This is a genomic window from Tenacibaculum sp. 190524A05c (assembly GCF_964036595.1).
In the GTDB taxonomy this organism is placed as follows: domain Bacteria; phylum Bacteroidota; class Bacteroidia; order Flavobacteriales; family Flavobacteriaceae; genus Polaribacter; species Polaribacter platacis.
Genome location: NZ_OZ038523.1, coordinates 3,092,936 through 3,108,481 on the forward strand (window position 1 = coordinate 3,092,936; position 15,546 = coordinate 3,108,481).

Annotated in this window: 19 protein-coding genes; 13 read left to right on the forward strand and 6 right to left on the reverse strand. The window is 30.9% G+C overall.

Features of this window, described 5'->3' with window-relative positions; genetic code table 11:
* Positions 1–48: 48 nt before the first annotated feature.
* Together ABNT61_RS13565 and ABNT61_RS13570 are read left to right on the forward strand one after the other, a co-directional pair.
* Positions 49–783, forward strand: a complete 735-nt coding sequence (locus tag ABNT61_RS13565) for a bacteriorhodopsin-like (RefSeq protein WP_348710356.1) — start codon at positions 49–51, stop codon at positions 781–783.
* Positions 784–880: 97 nt separating this feature from the next.
* Positions 881–1,354: a DUF4252 domain-containing protein gene (locus ABNT61_RS13570; protein WP_348743623.1), complete on the forward strand. Its 474-nt coding sequence runs from the start codon at positions 881–883 to the stop codon at positions 1,352–1,354.
* On the opposite strand, the gene ABNT61_RS13575 is transcribed toward ABNT61_RS13570, so the two are convergent.
* Positions 1,351–1,698, reverse strand: a complete 348-nt coding sequence (locus ABNT61_RS13575) for an arsenate reductase family protein (protein ID WP_348743624.1) — start codon at positions 1,696–1,698, stop codon at positions 1,351–1,353. The two genes, ABNT61_RS13570 and ABNT61_RS13575, sit on opposite strands and share 4 nt — an antisense overlap.
* A gap of 41 nt (positions 1,699–1,739) precedes the next feature.
* Between ABNT61_RS13575 and ABNT61_RS13580 the strand changes: the two genes are divergently transcribed.
* Both ABNT61_RS13580 and ABNT61_RS13585 read left to right on the forward strand, forming a co-directional pair.
* On the forward strand, positions 1,740–2,195 hold the full coding sequence (locus ABNT61_RS13580; RefSeq protein ID WP_348710353.1) for a DinB family protein: 456 nt from the start codon (positions 1,740–1,742) through the stop codon (positions 2,193–2,195).
* 23 nt (positions 2,196–2,218) lie between these two features.
* Complete coding sequence (locus tag ABNT61_RS13585; RefSeq protein ID WP_348743625.1) at positions 2,219–3,367, forward strand: cystathionine gamma-synthase; 1,149 nt, start codon at positions 2,219–2,221, stop codon at positions 3,365–3,367.
* A 31-nt stretch (positions 3,368–3,398) separates the two neighbouring features.
* Here the strand turns inward: ABNT61_RS13585 and ABNT61_RS13590 are convergent, their stop codons facing one another.
* Both ABNT61_RS13590 and ABNT61_RS13595 read right to left on the reverse strand, forming a co-directional pair.
* A complete protein-coding gene (locus tag ABNT61_RS13590) occupies positions 3,399–3,608 on the reverse strand; it encodes a helix-turn-helix transcriptional regulator (protein WP_348710351.1) in 210 nt (69 codons plus the stop codon).
* 3 nt (positions 3,609–3,611) lie between these two features.
* Positions 3,612–4,352 (reverse strand): hypothetical protein, encoded by a 741-nt coding sequence (locus ABNT61_RS13595; RefSeq protein ID WP_348743626.1) that lies wholly within the window; start codon positions 4,350–4,352, stop codon positions 3,612–3,614.
* A 248-nt stretch (positions 4,353–4,600) separates the two neighbouring features.
* Between ABNT61_RS13595 and ABNT61_RS13600 the strand changes: the two genes are divergently transcribed.
* Complete coding sequence (locus ABNT61_RS13600) at positions 4,601–5,194, forward strand: TetR/AcrR family transcriptional regulator (RefSeq protein WP_348723132.1); 594 nt, start codon at positions 4,601–4,603, stop codon at positions 5,192–5,194.
* 338 nt (positions 5,195–5,532) lie between these two features.
* Here ABNT61_RS13600 and ABNT61_RS13605 read toward each other — a convergent pair whose 3' ends face one another.
* The 3 genes from ABNT61_RS13605 to fbp all read right to left on the reverse strand — a co-directional run bounded on the left by ABNT61_RS13605 (position 5,533) and on the right by fbp (position 7,786).
* Entirely contained in the window at positions 5,533–6,141 is a 609-nt protein-coding gene (locus tag ABNT61_RS13605; RefSeq protein ID WP_348723130.1) for a superoxide dismutase, read from the reverse strand.
* Positions 6,142–6,249: 108 nt separating this feature from the next.
* Positions 6,250–6,741 carry a hypothetical protein gene (locus ABNT61_RS13610; protein WP_348741011.1) on the reverse strand — a complete coding sequence of 164 codons (492 nt, stop codon included), beginning with the start codon at positions 6,739–6,741 and terminating at the stop codon, positions 6,250–6,252.
* A 37-nt stretch (positions 6,742–6,778) separates the two neighbouring features.
* Positions 6,779–7,786 (reverse strand): class 1 fructose-bisphosphatase, encoded by a 1,008-nt coding sequence (gene fbp, locus ABNT61_RS13615; protein WP_348741010.1) that lies wholly within the window; start codon positions 7,784–7,786, stop codon positions 6,779–6,781.
* Between the two features lie 175 nt (positions 7,787–7,961).
* On the opposite strand from fbp, the gene ABNT61_RS13620 reads away from it, so the two are divergent.
* From ABNT61_RS13620 to ABNT61_RS13655, 8 genes are all read left to right on the forward strand, one after another.
* Complete coding sequence (locus ABNT61_RS13620; RefSeq protein ID WP_348743627.1) at positions 7,962–9,548, forward strand: hypothetical protein; 1,587 nt, start codon at positions 7,962–7,964, stop codon at positions 9,546–9,548.
* A 207-nt stretch (positions 9,549–9,755) separates the two neighbouring features.
* Complete coding sequence (locus ABNT61_RS13625) at positions 9,756–10,241, forward strand: GNAT family N-acetyltransferase (RefSeq protein ID WP_348710345.1); 486 nt, start codon at positions 9,756–9,758, stop codon at positions 10,239–10,241.
* Positions 10,228–11,484 (forward strand): aspartate kinase, encoded by a 1,257-nt coding sequence (locus ABNT61_RS13630; RefSeq protein WP_348743628.1) that lies wholly within the window; start codon positions 10,228–10,230, stop codon positions 11,482–11,484. The genes ABNT61_RS13625 and ABNT61_RS13630 overlap by 14 nt, the downstream gene beginning before the upstream one ends.
* A gap of 48 nt (positions 11,485–11,532) precedes the next feature.
* Positions 11,533–13,344 (forward strand): lysophospholipid acyltransferase family protein, encoded by a 1,812-nt coding sequence (locus tag ABNT61_RS13635; protein ID WP_348723128.1) that lies wholly within the window; start codon positions 11,533–11,535, stop codon positions 13,342–13,344.
* A 71-nt stretch (positions 13,345–13,415) separates the two neighbouring features.
* The gene (locus tag ABNT61_RS13640) at positions 13,416–13,934 is read left to right on the forward strand and encodes a LytTR family DNA-binding domain-containing protein (protein ID WP_348743629.1); all 519 of its coding nucleotides are present in this window, start codon (positions 13,416–13,418) and stop codon (positions 13,932–13,934) included.
* A 108-nt stretch (positions 13,935–14,042) separates the two neighbouring features.
* Complete coding sequence (locus ABNT61_RS13645; protein ID WP_348743630.1) at positions 14,043–14,309, forward strand: hypothetical protein; 267 nt, start codon at positions 14,043–14,045, stop codon at positions 14,307–14,309.
* A 30-nt stretch (positions 14,310–14,339) separates the two neighbouring features.
* Positions 14,340–14,525: a hypothetical protein gene (locus ABNT61_RS13650; RefSeq protein WP_348710336.1), complete on the forward strand. Its 186-nt coding sequence runs from the start codon at positions 14,340–14,342 to the stop codon at positions 14,523–14,525.
* 118 nt (positions 14,526–14,643) lie between these two features.
* Positions 14,644–15,513 carry a flagellar motor protein MotB gene (locus ABNT61_RS13655; protein WP_348743631.1) on the forward strand — a complete coding sequence of 290 codons (870 nt, stop codon included), beginning with the start codon at positions 14,644–14,646 and terminating at the stop codon, positions 15,511–15,513.
* Positions 15,514–15,546 lie beyond the last annotated feature (33 nt).

Sequence of the window (15,546 nt, forward strand, 5' to 3'; positions counted from 1 at the left end):
TTTGTTTAATATTTCGTAAATTTGATTAAACAAATAATTTTTTACAAAATGAACTCTTTATTAACATTTATTAAAATTGCCCCGATCGCTACAGACGATTATGTAGGTTTTACATTCTTCGTTGGTTGTATGGCCATGATGGCAGCATCAGTTTTCTTTTTCTTTTCTATGAACAATTACGATAGAAAATGGAGAACTTCCATCTTGGTTTCTGGATTGATTACATTTATTGCAGCAGTGCATTATTGGTATATGAGAGATTATTGGTACAGTAATGGAAGTTCCCCTACATTTTTTAGATATGTAGATTGGATTTTAACTGTTCCTCTAATGTGCGTTGAATTCTACTTAATACTTAAAGTCGCAGGAGCAAAGAAGAGTCTAATGTGGAAACTAATTGGACTTTCAGTTGTAATGTTAGTTACAGGTTACTTCGGTGAAGCAGTATATAGAGATCAAGCATGGTTATGGGGATTAATTTCAGGTATAGCATATTTTGTAATTGTATATGAAATTTGGTTAGGTTCGGCTAAGAAATTGGCAGAACAAGCTGGTGGAGCTGTACTTTCAGCTCATAAAACATTATGTTGGTTTGTACTTGTGGGTTGGGCTATTTATCCGATTGGATATATGGCAGGTACTCCAGGATGGTACGATAGCATCTTCGGAGGTTTAGCAATGGACGTAATTTACAATATAGGAGATGCAATTAATAAAATTGGATTTGGATTAGTGGTATTTAATTTAGCCGTTAATGCATCAGAAAAAGCAGCTACTCACTAGAATAGTTGATTGGTTATTTAATTGAGAATCCCGTCTAGGCGGGATTTTTTTGTAACAAAAATTAAAGCATGTCGTCTTCATTACAAAACCAGGTATTATGAAGAAATTATTCACAACATTATTAGTATTAGTAGCATTTACAATTAATGCTCAGAAAACAGCGTACAACGATTTTTATAAAGATCATAAAGAAGACTCACAATTTTCAATGAGTGTTCCTGTATCGTTAACAAACTTTCTTTCAGATGAAGATACTGAGGAAATTGATGTGCTTTTAAAGAAAGCAGAACATTGTAAAGTCACAATTTTTAATAACGAAGGAAATTCTGTAGAAAAAAGCTTTAGAAAATTTGCAAGAAGAAATGGGTTAACAACCTTAGTTAAGGTGAAAGATGGAAAAGACAGAGCTGCAATTTATTTTAAAGAAAAAGGAGATTTGATAAAAGAGATTATAGTAAAAGCAAATAGCGATGAGGAAAACCTAGTTATGGTAGGTTTAAAAGTGTCACTTACTCAAGATGAATTTGCAGATATAGTATCATCTTTAAAAGATAAGAAAGCTTCTCGTTAGAGAAGCTTTTCTTTTAGTTGCTCAACAGTTTTTTTGCTGTTCCCAACAAATATTTCATCTTCAACTACAAATACAGGTCGCTTTAAAAAGGTGTATTCGTCTAGAATATATTGTTTGTAGTCTTTCTCCTCTAAATTCTGATTTTTCAAGTCCATTTCTCTATATAGCTTAGCTCTTTTGTTAAACAAGCCTTCGTAGCTTTTTGTATAACTATATAGTTCTTCAAGTTGATTAACCGTAATAGGGTTTTGTTTTATTTCTTGTTTTTCAAATCCTTCAAGATTTACCTCTCTTAAAATTCTTCTACACGTATCACAAGTTTGTAAAAAATAGACTTTCTTCATGTTAAATAAGTATCTTTATCATCGCCAAAAATAAACAGAAAATGAATACACAATTCGATATTTTAAAAAAATCAAGAGAACTTGTTTTAAAAAGAATTGAGGGATTATCTCACGAGCAATTGCATAAAATTCCTGAAGGATTTAATAATAATATAGCTTGGAATGTTGCTCATTTAGTAGTTACACAACAGTTGCTACATTATAAATTATCAGGATTACAATGTTTAGTGCCAGATGATTTAATTGAAAAGTATAGAAAAGGAACTTCTCCATCTGAAGAGATGAGTGCAGAAGATTTTGAGGAAGTGAAAGAACTTTTAGTTGGTTTACCTGATACTTTAATAGAAGATTATAACGAAGGTATTTTTAAAGAGTATACTGAGTATCCAACAAGTACAGGATTTGTACTAGATTCAATAGATACTGCAATTGCATTTAATAACTTACACGAAGGAATTCATTTAGGAGCTATTATGGCTTTAACCAAATTGGTTTAAGAAGTTTAATTAAAAAGGAAGTGATGAAATTTAGTACGAAAGTTATACACGGTGGTCAAAAACCTGAGGAATCTACAGGTTCTGTCATGCCTCCAATATTTCAAACTTCTACATATGCTCAATCCAGTCCAGGTGAACATAAAGGATATGCGTATTCAAGATCAGCGAACCCTTCAAGAACAGCTTTAGAAAAAGCATTAGCTGCAATTGAAAATGCGAATTATGGTTTTGCGTTTTCTTCTGGTTTAGCTGCAATTGATTGTGTTTTACGTTTACTCAAACCTGGTGATGAGGTAATTGCTGGAGATGATTTGTATGGTGGAACGTATCGAATGTTTACAAGATTATTTGAAAAGTACGGTTTACAGTTCAAATATGTAGATATGGATTCCGTGTCTAACGTTTCTGAAGCAATTTCCGATCAAACAAAATTAGTTTGGATTGAAACTCCAACGAATCCTCTAATGAAGATTGCCGATATCGAAGAGATAAGCAATGCTGTTAAAAGACAAAATAAAGATGTTTTAATTGCGGTTGATAATACATTTGCTACTCCTTATATACAACAACCTTTAGATTTGGGTGTTGACATTGTAATGCATTCGGCAACCAAATATATTGGAGGACATTCAGATTTAGTAATGGGTGCCTTAATGGTAAATACCGAGGAGATTGCCAAAGAGTTACATTTTATTCAGTTTGCGGCTGGTGCAATTGCTGGTCCGATGGATTCTTTTTTAGCTTTACGAGGAATAAAAACATTAGATGTGCGAATGCAACGTCATTGTGAAAATGGAATTGCAGTAGCTAATTTTCTAAAGAACCATCCAAAGGTAGGGAAAGTGTATTTTCCTGGATTTGAATCTCATCCCAACTATAATGTTGCGAAAAAACAAATGAGAGATTTTGGTGGTATGGTATCTTTCAAGTTAAAAGATGAAAGTAAAGAAGCTACGTTTAAATTTCTTGAGAACATAAAGTTGTTTACGCTTGCTGAATCTTTAGGAGGTGTAGAAAGTTTAGCTAACCATCCAGTTACGATGACGCATGGATCCATTCCCGAGGAAGATCGATTAAAAATAGGGATTACCGATTCTTTAGTTCGATTAAGTGTTGGAATTGAGAATATAGAAGACTTACTACAAGATCTAGATCAAGCTTTGAAAGCATAAAAAAACTCCAAAATTTGGAGTTTTTTTGTTTTTATTCTTCTTTACGATATTCTAAAATATCACTTGGTTGACATTCTAAAGCTTTACAAATGGCTTCTAGTGTTGTAAATCGTATTGCTTTTGCTTTTCCAGATTTTAATATGGATAAGTTTGCTGTTGTTATTCCTATAAGTTCAGCTAAATCTTTACTTTTCATTTTTCTCTTTGCGAGCATTACATCTAAGTTTACAATTATCGGCATAGCTTAAATGGTTAAGTTACTTTCAGTTTGTAAATCATTTCCTTTGTTTAGAAGTATACTAACAACTAGCAAAGATAAACCAGTTATGAACATAGATAAATCAAATTCTATCGTAGGATTAAAATTAATATCAAAAGCGTTACGAAATAGTATATCAGTTTCAATGCCTACATGAGAAATGTGTATTCCTATGATTAGATTGAATATAGCACCCAAAACCTCCATTAAAATTAATAAGAACCCGATGCGTTTAACATTTTTAGAAACCTCCATATTGAAAGATAAATCCTTTTTCAAATGATAGAATATTTGTTTGAGAAAGTATAGAATTAAAATAGTAATTAATATAGAATGGTAATTGTCCAAGAATAACATTATGGTTAAAAAAGTAGTTTTTGGTTTTACTATTATTCTTGTTTTAGAGTCAATCGTCCTATTAGTAAAATCAAAATTACCTTGTTGAGCTGGATCAGTAAGTATAAAATTACTTCCTGTTTTTTGCCTTTCATCATATGATGATTTTATCTCTTTAATAAATTCTTTTGTAAAAGTTTCATTATAAAGAAAAGACTCATTGAGTTTCTCATCATTAAAAACCTGAACCGAAGTACCACCTTTTTTATAAATATATCCTTCCTTTTTTAAATTTAAGCTTACCTTCATCGGAATAGCATATCCTTTTGAATTTGCAATTTTTGAATTTTCACCTGTCTTTATTTCTGAATTCTCAAAAAATAGATTCAAAGTTGTGTCAAATGTTAAAAAAACGATGAAAAACCAAAATAAAATTGAAGAGAGTAGGTGTAAAAATGCCGTGAGTTTGTGTTTTTTGTCCATTTTTTGTGAATTTTGTCAGGATGAAAAATAAATAAAATTATTGATAAACAATAATAAATTATTTTATTTCGTTATTTAAATATTGTTTTGAGGTATTATTAATAAAAACCAATAAAAAATATACCGCTTGGTATATTTTTATATATTTGTCTGGTATGTTGAAATCTGAGAGGACGCGGTTACATATTTTAGAGACTGTTGCTCCGTTATTTAACAAGAAAGGATATTCAGGAATGAGTTTATCCGGAATAACAAAAGCAACAGGATTAACGAAAGGAGCAATTTATGGTCATTTCGAAAGTAAAGAAGAATTGGCAATAGAAGCTTTTCGATATTGTATACGAACCGTTCTTAAAGATTTAAATGCAAACGTTGCAAAGGGGGACACAGCGTTAGATAGGTTAATTAACGTTTCAAGTTTTTACAGAAATTATTATAGTTACAGTAAGAAATTTGGAGGCTGTCCAATTTTAAATATTGGTGTAGATTCTGAGTATCAGCAAACTTCGATTTCGAAATTAGTGAGATCGTATAACGAACGAATATTAGATAAGTTCACAAAATTAATTGATGCGGCGAAAGAATCGAACCAAGTGAGAAGTGAAGTAAATAGTGAGATATATGCGAAAAGGTTTGCGTACATGATTGAAGGCGCTGTATATATGTCACACGTAATGAAAGATGGAAGTTATCTGGAAGATTTAGCAGAAGTGATGCAGAATATGATAACGAATGAGTTAAGAGTTTAAATTTTTTTGGCTAAAAATATACCAATTGGTATAAAAAAATATAGATAATGAATTTAATAGTAGAAATAATCCCAAAAGAAGCTGAGTTCGGATTCTTCATTCTGACGTTGAGTTCGCTTATGTATTTTAATTTGTTACTATCGTCTTCTCTGCAGAAAATATTGAAGACAAAACCCGTTTTAACTTTTTTGAAAAGGAATGTTACTTAAAGTATAACAAACAACAAACTTTAAATGAAAGGGTCTAAAAGTTTTGCACTTTCAAAAATAGTTTAAACGTAAAAAAGCACCCATCTGGGTGCTTTTTGTTTTATTATAGAAAAAGTAGTTTCTCAAGAATTACTTTGCTTCAGCATATCTTCTTTCTACTTCATTCCAGTTGATTACTTTAAAGAAAGCATCAATATAATCTGGTCTTCTATTTTGATAATTTAAGTAGTAAGCATGTTCCCATACGTCTAATCCTAAAATAGGAGTTCCTCCACAAGTAACACCTGGCATTAAAGGGTTGTCTTGGTTTGGAGTAGAACATACTTCAACTTTACCTCCTTTGTGTACGCATAACCATGCCCATCCAGAACCAAATTGAGTAGCTGCAGCTTTAGAAAAAGCTTCAATGAAAGCCTCTTTAGATCCGAACTCAGCTTCAATAGCATCTTTTAACTCACCAGAAAGATATCCTCTATCTTCAGGATTCATTACTGTCCAGAATAAAGAGTGGTTATAAAATCCTCCTCCGTTATTACGAACAGCACCATTGTTCATATCAAGGTTTGTTAAAATATCTTCAATAGACTTTCCATCTAAATCAGTTCCTTCAATTGCAGCATTTAACTTGTTAGTATATCCGTTGTGATGCTTAGAATGGTGGATTTCCATTGTTCTTGCATCTATATTTGGTTCTAACGCATCGTACGCGTATCCTAATTCTGGTAATTCAAAAGCCATAATTTTTTGTTTATCTGATTACTAATTAACTGATACGAATTTACTGCAAAAAAATAGGATTAACAATGGTTAATCCTATTTTGAAAACTATTTTATTATAATTAAATTTTATAGTAATCCGTCTTGTTGTAATTTTTCAGTTAGTTTTTTCAAACTCTGTTTAATAGACATTTCCATCCCGAATTGACCGTAAACATCTAATAATCCTTTCCAAACAACTTTTTTGTTTTCTTTTTCTATTATACTAATTTCAAATTTACCGCCGTCCACTAAACCATTTGTAGAGTGCAATGATGTTTGTTTAATTAGTATTAATTGGTCTGGATTGAACTCTTTTATTCTATCTTCAACATCTTGTTCAGAGTCAAGAGATAATGGATTTCTTATTTCAAAATCACTCTCGATAGAATTGTCTTCAAACAAGAATAAAAGTTCTTTACAAAGTGCTCTTGTAAAAGTTTCAGCTTGTTCCGCAGTATTTGCGATAACGTAAGTTTTACTTATTTTTTTTGTGTACCAACTAGCTTTATTTGAAGTTAAATTCGCGGTTGCACAACTTGTAATAAAAATTAAAAGTAATGGTAAAAGCGTCTTTTTCATGATATAAATTTTTATAAAAATGGCAAATGTAATATCATTATGAATATTTTGACATAAATTCTTCTGCTTTTTCTACCATATTTTTACTTCCACAGAAAAATGGAATTCGTTGATGTAATTCAGTTGGTTGCACATCCATAATTCTATTAAAACCATCACTAGCTTTTCCTTTTGCTTGTTCAGCTAAAAATGCCATTGGATTACATTCGTACAACAAACGTAATTTACCATTTGAGTTTTTAGAACTTTTAGGGTACATGTAAATTCCTCCTTTAATCATATTTCTATGAAAGTCTGAAACTAATGATCCAATATATCTACTTGTATATGGCCTATCTCCTTCTTCTTCCTGACAGTATTTAATATATTTTTTTACTCCAATTGGAAAGTGAATATAATTTCCTTCGTTTACAGAATAAATTTTTCCGTCTTCTGGAAATTGCATATTTGGGTGAGATAAATAAAATGTCCCGATAGCTGGGTTTAATGTGAATCCGTTAACACCATCTCCCGTAGTATACACTAACATAGTTGAGGTTCCGTAAACTACATATCCTGCAGCAACTTGCTCGCTACCTTTCTGTAAAAAATCTTCCTTGCTAACGGGAGTTCCAACAGGAGTAACTCTTCTGTAAATTGAGAATATTGTTCCAACAGAAACATTTACATCAATATTAGAAGAACCATCTAAAGGGTCGATTAAAACCACATATTTATTTTGGTGATTTTCATCTTGACTGTTTACAACTATAAAATCATCTTCTTCTTCACTTGCAATACCACAAACAATATTTCTATTAGTTAAGGTTTGGATAAACTTATCATTAGCATAAACATCTAGTTTTTGTTGATCTTCTCCTTGAATATTGGTTTCACCTGCAGCTCCAATAATATCAACTAAACCTGCTTTATTCACTTCATGATTAACAACCTTTGCAGCTAAACGAATAGAGTTAATTAGTCTTGACAATTCTCCTGAAGTGTATTTGAAGGAAGCTTGGTTTTCTATAATGAATTCACCAAGGGTTTGATTTTTTTTAGCCATAAAGCAATAAAGAATATTTAGTTAACGCAAAGATGACAACTTTTTATTAAACTACAACGATTTAGATTATTGTTTTTTGTTTTGGGTTTATGCTGTATTTTATTCATATTTAAATGTTAAGAAAAAGTTATTTTAATTACATTTGCGCCTTAAAAATGTTAAAATTAAGCTAATTATGAAAAAAACATTACTTTTTCTTTTGTTATTAACCGGAACTATTTCCTTTAGTCAGAGAACTAATTTAGATAGGGAGAGATTTCACGTTTCTTTAGTAAATCTGCCGTCAGAACCTATACTAGATAATAGTCAAAGAACATATTCTATTAATTTAGGAGGTGTATCGGTTAGTGGATTTACAAGGGTAAAAGCTCCTGGAAATATCGACGTTAAATTTACTTCCTCTGGAACTACGATAAGTGATGCTAGAATAGATAAAACTAAGCATGAAAAGAAAAAAGATGGTAAGGTAGTATCAGTATCTTACACTTATGTTGCTAAAGCCACTTACAAATCTACTTATACAATTAATGTTATAAATGCTTTAACGGGTAAGAGTTATGAAAAATCATTTGTAGAAAGTTCAAAATATTCTAGTAATTCATTTGATAGTAATTACAAAGCTGAAAAGCATTATAAGAACAATAAATATGATTTAAGAAGTAATTACAGAATCAAACACAAAAAAGCAGTTAAAAGTAGAATTAGATCATTTTTAAATTCAAGATATGGGTATGTACCGTACAGCACAAAAAATGAGGTTTTTTGGATTTTAGCATCGAAAAAACACCCAGAATATGCAATGCACAATGATGCGTACACCAAAGCGAAAAATGCTTTTGCGAAGATGAAGTATGATGAGCCTACAGACGAATTAGCTAAAGAGCTTAAGCCTGTTATAGAGTATTTTAAGAGTGTTATTCCTAAATATCCTGGGACTAAACGTAAAATGAGAAAAATTAAATATGCTAGTTATTACAACCTAGCAAATATCTATTACTACTTAGATATGCCAGATAAAGTTCAGGAATATGGACAAAAAATAATTGATAATGATTATGATAAATCTGACGGTAGACGTTTCTTAAGATATGCAGAGTCTTTAAAAGAGTCAATGGAGAAAAATAACATGAAGTCTAGGCACATGAAGGTAGTAACTGAAGACTTAAGTAATGTAGAGGATGAAAAAGAAGAGACAGAAACTGAACAAGTAAAAGAGAGTCCTAAGTTAGAATTAAGTAAAGCATACTTAATAACAAAAAAGAATGATACTATTCTTGTAGAAATCAAAAAGAAAGATATATGGAAAATTGGGTATGATGTAGCTACTGTAGCCTATGACAATGATGGAACTCTTATTGGAACTAAGGTTAGAAAAGCAAATCTTTGTAAAGAGATTTTATTTGTAGATGGGCTTCATTTTAAGAACATAAAATTTAAAGAATCGTCTACAAAATCAGGTTCTGCTGATGTTGGACAACTTGTTTTAGGAGGAGCAACAGATAAGTTATGTCAAGTAATTTATGAATCAGATAAAATAGGACTTTATAAGTTTAATGATAAAGAGTTAGTTCTAGTTCCTAATGGAAGTGAAAAAGGAAAATCAACACAATCAGTTAGTTTTGTTTTTGGATTCAGAAAGCAACTAGCTAAGATGGCAAAAAGTTGTCCTACTGTCGCAGCAAAAGCAAAAAAGAAAGAATATAAGAACAACGAAAAAAGTTTAATCAAATTTTGCGAGGATCTTACTGACTGTAAGGAATAGCTCAAAATTTGAATAAAGAAATCTATCTAGAAGTAGATGGAAAGTTTTTAAAAAGTACAACTGTTAGAGTTGTACTTTTTTTAGTTTAAAGAAATTTTAATTTCAATTTTTCTTAAAAAAAATCAACAAAACATAATGATGTGTTGTAATTTGTAATTTATTTTAACAAGGTATCATAAAAAGTATTTTTGCATAAATTTTTTAAAAATGAGTTTTAAAATTCGAGAAGGAAATAAAAATGACGCACAAGCAATTTTAGATTTAATTGTTGAATTAGCTGTTTTTGAAAAAGAACCAGATGCTGTAGAAATATCTGTTGATGATTTGATTCGTGACGGTTTTTCAGACAATCCAAGGTTTAAAACCTTTGTTGCGGAAGAATCAGATGGAACAATTATAGGAATGGCATTGTTCTATGAACGATATTCTACTTGGAAAGGTAGAGCGATTCATCTAGAAGATTTAATGGTTACAGCATCAAAAAGAGGAATTGGAGCAGGAAAAGAGTTGTATGCATCAGTTTTAAAATATGCTCATGATAATAATTATAATCGTGTTGCATGGGAAGTTTTAGACTGGAATACAAATGCAATCAATTTCTATGAAAACACAGGAGCAAAAGTATTAAGAGATTGGGACGTTGCTCAAATGAATAAACAAAATTTAGAGAAATTTATAAATGAGAATTTTTAAGTTCGGTGGAGCATCTGTTAAGAGTCCAGATGCGGTGAGAAATGTAGCGAGAGTACTTCAGCATGAAGGAACTGAAAATACATTAGTTGTTATCTCTGCTATGGGAAAAATGACTAACGCTTTTGAGCGTTTAATAAAGGCATATGTTGATGGGTCTGATGATTTGAATGAAGCTTTACAAGCAATTAAGGATTTCCATACAGAAATGATGGATGGATTGTTTGATAAGAATGATGAGATTTATACTAAAGTAACATATCTTTTTGGTGAACTTGCTGGAAGAATGGCAATTAACACTTCAAAAGATTACAACTATATCTACGATCAATTGGTAGGATTTGGAGAGTTGCTTTCCACAACAATCGTAAGTGCTTACTTGGCTAAGATTGGTGTTGATAACCAGTGGTTAGATGTAAGAAACTTTATAAAAACAGATAGTAACTATAGAGATGCCAAAATTAATTGGGAACTTACAGAAGCAACTATCAAAGAAAAAGTAGATACTTCTAAGTTAAATATTACGCAAGGTTTCTTAGGGAATAATGGAGAGTATACAACTACACTTGGTAGAGAAGGATCCGATTATACCGCAGGTATTTTTGCATATTGTTTAAATGCAGATAGTGTTACGATTTGGAAAGATGTACAAGGAGTTTTAAATGCGGATCCAAGAGTGTTTGAAGAAACAGAATTACTTAGAAATATATCTTACACAGAAGCAATTGAAATGGCATTTTATGGAGCTTCAGTAATTCACCCAAAAACAATACAGCCTTTAGAGCAAAAACAAATTCCTTTATTCGTTCGTTCATTTGATGATTTAGATCTTGAGGGAACTGCAGTTTCAGGGAGCGCAAAAGGAATAGAGCCTGAAGTACCATGTTATATTGTAAAGAAAAATCAAACGTTAGTCTCGGTTTCAGCGAAAGATTTTTCATTTATGGTTGAAGATAATATTAGTGCAGTTTTCAAAAAATTACACGATTACAAAATTAAGGTAAACTTGATTCAAAACTCAGCCATTAGTTTTTCTGTATGTATTGAAGATAAGTTTAATAACTTCGATAAGTTTTATAATGATTTAAAATCTACCTTCAATATGAAGTCATACAAAGATGTTACTTTATATACAGTGAGACATTTCAACGATGAAGCGATTGAGAGTATAAAAAGTAAAGGAAGAGCAATTATAAGACAGATTAATACGGAAACTGCCCAGTTAGTTATTCAAGAAAACGCTTAAGACAAACAATTTTCTTATATATTTGCGCTTTACGTTAACACCAAACTTATGGGTTTAGTTACATCTAAAGAAGTTGCAAAAGCGATAAAAGTAGATAAACTTGGAATAGTAGGAACATTCATTGGATGGCTACTAATGAAAATTTTAAGAATATCTACGGCGAACAAAGTTTATAATAAGCATAAGCATCTTAATGATTTACCATTTTTAAAAGGACTTTTAGATGAGTTTCAAATTGATTTTGAAATTCCAGAGGAAGACTTTAAACGTATTCCAAAAGATGGTCCGTTTATAACAATATCTAATCATCCATTAGGAGGTATTGATGGTATTTTACTTTTAAGATTATTGGTAGAACATCGTCCAGACTATAAAATTATTGCGAATTTCTTATTACATAGGGTAGATCCTTTAAAACCTTATGTAATGCCAGTGAATCCTTTTGAAGATCATAAGGATGCTAAATCTAGTGTTGCTGGAATTAAAAGTTCCTTAATGCATTTAAGAGAAGGAAAGCCTTTAGGGATTTTCCCAGCAGGTGAAGTTTCTACTTACAGAGACGGAAAATTAATGGTAGATAAAGAATGGGAAGAGGGAGCTGTTAAGTTGATTAAAAAAGCAAAAGTTCCAGTAATTCCAATTTACTTTCATGCTAAAAATAGTCGACTGTTTTATGTGTTGTCAAGAATTAGTGACACATTACGTACGGCTAAATTACCATCAGAATTATTATCACAAAAAAATAGAGTTATTAAGGTTAGAATAGGAAAACCTATCTCTGTAAAAGATCAAGATAACTATAAAGAAATTCCAGCATTTTACGAGTTTTTACGTAAGAAAACGTACATGTTGGCAAATCCTTTTGAGAAGAATCAGAAATTAATTTCAACTCAAAAATTAAAGCTTCCAAAGAAAGCTAAGAAAATTACATCTCAAAGAAATCCAGAGTTATTTATTAAAGAAATAGACGGATTAAGAGATCATGGAAAGCGAATGTTGGAGAGTAAAAACTATGAAGTTTTCTTCACCGATGCTAAAGAAATTCCGAATATTCTTCACGAGATAGGAAGACTTAGAGAAATCACCTTCAGAGAAGTTGGAGAAGGAACAAATAATCCTATCGATTTAGATAAGTTCGATAAATATTACCACCATTTATTATTATGGGACAATAATACGAATCAAGTAGTTGGAGCTTATCGTATGGGATTAGGAAAAGATATTTTCAAACGATACGGAATTAATGGTTTCTATGTTCAATCGCTATTTAAAATTGAGCCAGAACTTCATCCAATGATGGAGAAAACTATAGAAATGGGTAGAGCTTTTATCATAAAGCAATATCAGCAAAAACCAATGCCATTATTCTTACTTTGGAAAGGAATTGTACATGTTACTTTACGTTATCCTAAGTACAAGTATTTAATGGGAGGAGTAAGTATTAGTAATCAGTTTTCAGAGTTCTCTAAGTCGTTAATGATTGAGTTTATGAAATCACATTACTACGATCCTTATGTTGCTCAATATATCCATCCTAAAAAAGAATTTAAGGTAAAACTTAAAGATGGAGACAAGGATTTTGTTTTCGATGCTACGCAGTCAGATATGAATAAATTTGACAAGGTAATTGATGAAATTGAGCCTGGAGCATTACGAATTCCTGTATTAATTAAAAAATACGTTAAACAAAATGCGCGTTTAGTAGCGTTTAATGTTGATCCTAAATTTAATAATGCAATTGATGGTTTAATGTATATAAAGGTGTCAGATTTACCTGAAAGTACAGTTAAGCCTGTATTAGAAGAATTCCAAGCGGAACTAGAGTTAAAAGCTCAAGAAAATCAACAAAAAGCTAAATAATTTAAATTTCAGTAGTAACATTTTATCATTCTAAAGAACATAATTATTGAGACGTTGTCTCTAAAAAAATTATGTTTAAGAAAAGAATGATAAAAGAGTTCGCTGTAATTATAGTTCAAAAAAGCAATGGAAAAGAAGTCTCTCAACAGACATTGTTAAGTGTTGAGCAATTACAGCAGCTTTTTTCAAATGAACTTCAATTACAATCTAATTCTTTCCTGGATTCCAGTCCAAAGGCTATAAATGATTCACAGAATTATAGAGATTTAGGGAAAATATTTATCCATGTTAACGATTCTTACATTTGCCTAAATATTGATTCTATTATAAAATGTGAGGCCAGTGGTAATTACACAAAGTTTTTCACAGATAAGAAAGAAGAATATTTAGTTTCCAAACCTTTAAAATACTATCAGGATTTAATTGTTTTTAAAGATTTCTTTAGAGCAAATAGATCGGTATTGGTGAATCTCAAGTTTGTTATTTCTGTATATAAGCGTGAAGCCATTGTTTTGAGTACCAATGAGAGAATAACAGTTTCCGTAAGAAATAAGAGTAAACTCCTTGAAATTATTAATAAATACACTTAACTATTATAAAGTAAGGTTTATACATTTTTTACTTACGTTAAACCAAACTTCTAACCAATCCTGTTAAGCATTGAATAACTTTAATACTTCAATTAAAAATTCAATACAATGAAAAAAACAATTTTAAACTTAGGAAAGACTTTACAAAAAAATGATCAGAAAAAGATTAATGGAGGAAATCCATTATTATCAGAATGTGTTTATGAGTGTAATGGAACGAACTATGAGTTAGCTCCAGGACAAGGAAGTGATTGTTATTTAAATTATCCAGCTTTAATTACAAATCACCCAAGTTGTGGTGGAAATGGAGGAAGCTCTGGATCTGGTGGAGGAGGAATTCGTCCTACTGGTGGAGGAATTGAAGTTTGGGCATAATTCAATAGTTAATTTGAAAATCTAAATAGCATGAAAAAATCAATTTTAAATTTAGGGAAGGCTTTAAGTAAAGATAGCCAAAGAGGAATCAATGGTGGTTTCGGATTAAATTATCAGTGTCCTAACGGAGGTAGAGCTCTAGTGGGATGTATAAACGGAACTTTAGTTGGGTTTTGCGCAGGTGGAGTTACTGTAGATTTCGGGCCTTGTTTATAGTCTAGGTTATATTAAAAACCAAAAATAAACGCTGCTTTTTTAAGTAGCGTTTTTTATTTACAATAATTATTACGGTTATCTCGTTAAGGTATCAACCAATTAAATCAAAAACAAAAAAATGAGAAAAACCGTAATCCTCCTAAGTTCATTGGCTCTTGTTATGAGTTCATGTGTGTCTAAAAAAAAGTACGCTGAATTAGAGCAACAATATCAAGACACCAAGGGAAATCTTCAAAAAACGACATTAGAGAAACAACAATTAGAAGCAAAGTTTGCTAAAATTGAAAAACGCGTAGAGAATTATAATGAGAAGATCAATTCATTAAAAGATTATAATGCTTCATTAGAAGAAGAGAATAGTGTGAAATTAGATATGATTGGAAATACAGCAGTTATTTCTAATTCTATGAAAGAGAAAATGAGAGCAACATTAAAAAATGTAGATCCAGCTGAATTGGCAAATGCTAAAACATTAAAAGATTCAATGGATGTTGCAATAGCTTACAACTTAAAGAAGTCTATTAATACTTCGGATTTAGAGAACTCTGATGATGTAAATATTGATATTGATCAAACCGTTGTGATGATTTCAGTATCAGATAAATTATTATTTAATACTGCGAGTTATAAAGTTAAGAAAAAAGCCTATAAACTAATAGAGCAATTAGCGAACGTAATTAACTCTGAGCCAAGTATGGATGTAATGATTGAAGGTCATACAGATTCTAGAACTATTAACAATGCTGTAGTTCAAGACAACTGGGATTTAAGCGTAAAGAGAGCAACGTCTATCGTTAGATTATTAGAGAAAAAATATAAAGTAGAATCAAATAGATTGATTGCTGCTGGTAGAGGTAGTTCTGTACCTTTAGTTGAAAATAGTACTGCGAAAAATAGAGCAAGAAATCGTAGAACAAGAATTGTAATTCTTCCAAACCTAGATAAATTCTTTGGTTTGATGGCAGAAGAACAAACACTTAACCCTTAATAAGGTTATTATAATCCCTCATAAATAAGGAAA

Bases quoted from the DNA above. Each gene is read 5' to 3' on its own strand.
- ABNT61_RS13575 (WP_348743624.1), bottom strand. From the start codon at position 1,698: ATGAAGAAAGTCTATTTTTTACAAACTTGTGATACGTGTAGAAGAATT.
- ABNT61_RS13570 (WP_348743623.1), top strand. From the start codon at position 881: ATGAAGAAATTATTCACAACATTATTAGTATTAGTAGCATTTACAATT.
- ABNT61_RS13640 (WP_348743629.1), top strand. From the start codon at position 13,416: ATGTTTAAGAAAAGAATGATAAAAGAGTTCGCTGTAATTATAGTTCAA.
- ABNT61_RS13605 (WP_348723130.1), bottom strand. From the start codon at position 6,141: ATGGCTTTTGAATTACCAGAATTAGGATACGCGTACGATGCGTTAGAA.
- fbp (WP_348741010.1), bottom strand. From the start codon at position 7,786: ATGGCTAAAAAAAATCAAACCCTTGGTGAATTCATTATAGAAAACCAA.
- ABNT61_RS13655 (WP_348743631.1), top strand. From the start codon at position 14,644: ATGAGAAAAACCGTAATCCTCCTAAGTTCATTGGCTCTTGTTATGAGT.
- ABNT61_RS13650 (WP_348710336.1), top strand. From the start codon at position 14,340: ATGAAAAAATCAATTTTAAATTTAGGGAAGGCTTTAAGTAAAGATAGC.
- ABNT61_RS13620 (WP_348743627.1), top strand. From the start codon at position 7,962: ATGAAAAAAACATTACTTTTTCTTTTGTTATTAACCGGAACTATTTCC.
- ABNT61_RS13590 (WP_348710351.1), bottom strand. From the start codon at position 3,608: ATGCCGATAATTGTAAACTTAGATGTAATGCTCGCAAAGAGAAAAATG.
- ABNT61_RS13630 (WP_348743628.1), top strand. From the start codon at position 10,228: ATGAGAATTTTTAAGTTCGGTGGAGCATCTGTTAAGAGTCCAGATGCG.
- ABNT61_RS13565 (WP_348710356.1), top strand. From the start codon at position 49: ATGAACTCTTTATTAACATTTATTAAAATTGCCCCGATCGCTACAGAC.
- ABNT61_RS13600 (WP_348723132.1), top strand. From the start codon at position 4,601: ATGTTGAAATCTGAGAGGACGCGGTTACATATTTTAGAGACTGTTGCT.
- ABNT61_RS13635 (WP_348723128.1), top strand. From the start codon at position 11,533: ATGGGTTTAGTTACATCTAAAGAAGTTGCAAAAGCGATAAAAGTAGAT.
- ABNT61_RS13580 (WP_348710353.1), top strand. From the start codon at position 1,740: ATGAATACACAATTCGATATTTTAAAAAAATCAAGAGAACTTGTTTTA.
- ABNT61_RS13610 (WP_348741011.1), bottom strand. From the start codon at position 6,741: ATGAAAAAGACGCTTTTACCATTACTTTTAATTTTTATTACAAGTTGT.
- ABNT61_RS13645 (WP_348743630.1), top strand. From the start codon at position 14,043: ATGAAAAAAACAATTTTAAACTTAGGAAAGACTTTACAAAAAAATGAT.
- ABNT61_RS13585 (WP_348743625.1), top strand. From the start codon at position 2,219: ATGAAATTTAGTACGAAAGTTATACACGGTGGTCAAAAACCTGAGGAA.
- ABNT61_RS13625 (WP_348710345.1), top strand. From the start codon at position 9,756: ATGAGTTTTAAAATTCGAGAAGGAAATAAAAATGACGCACAAGCAATT.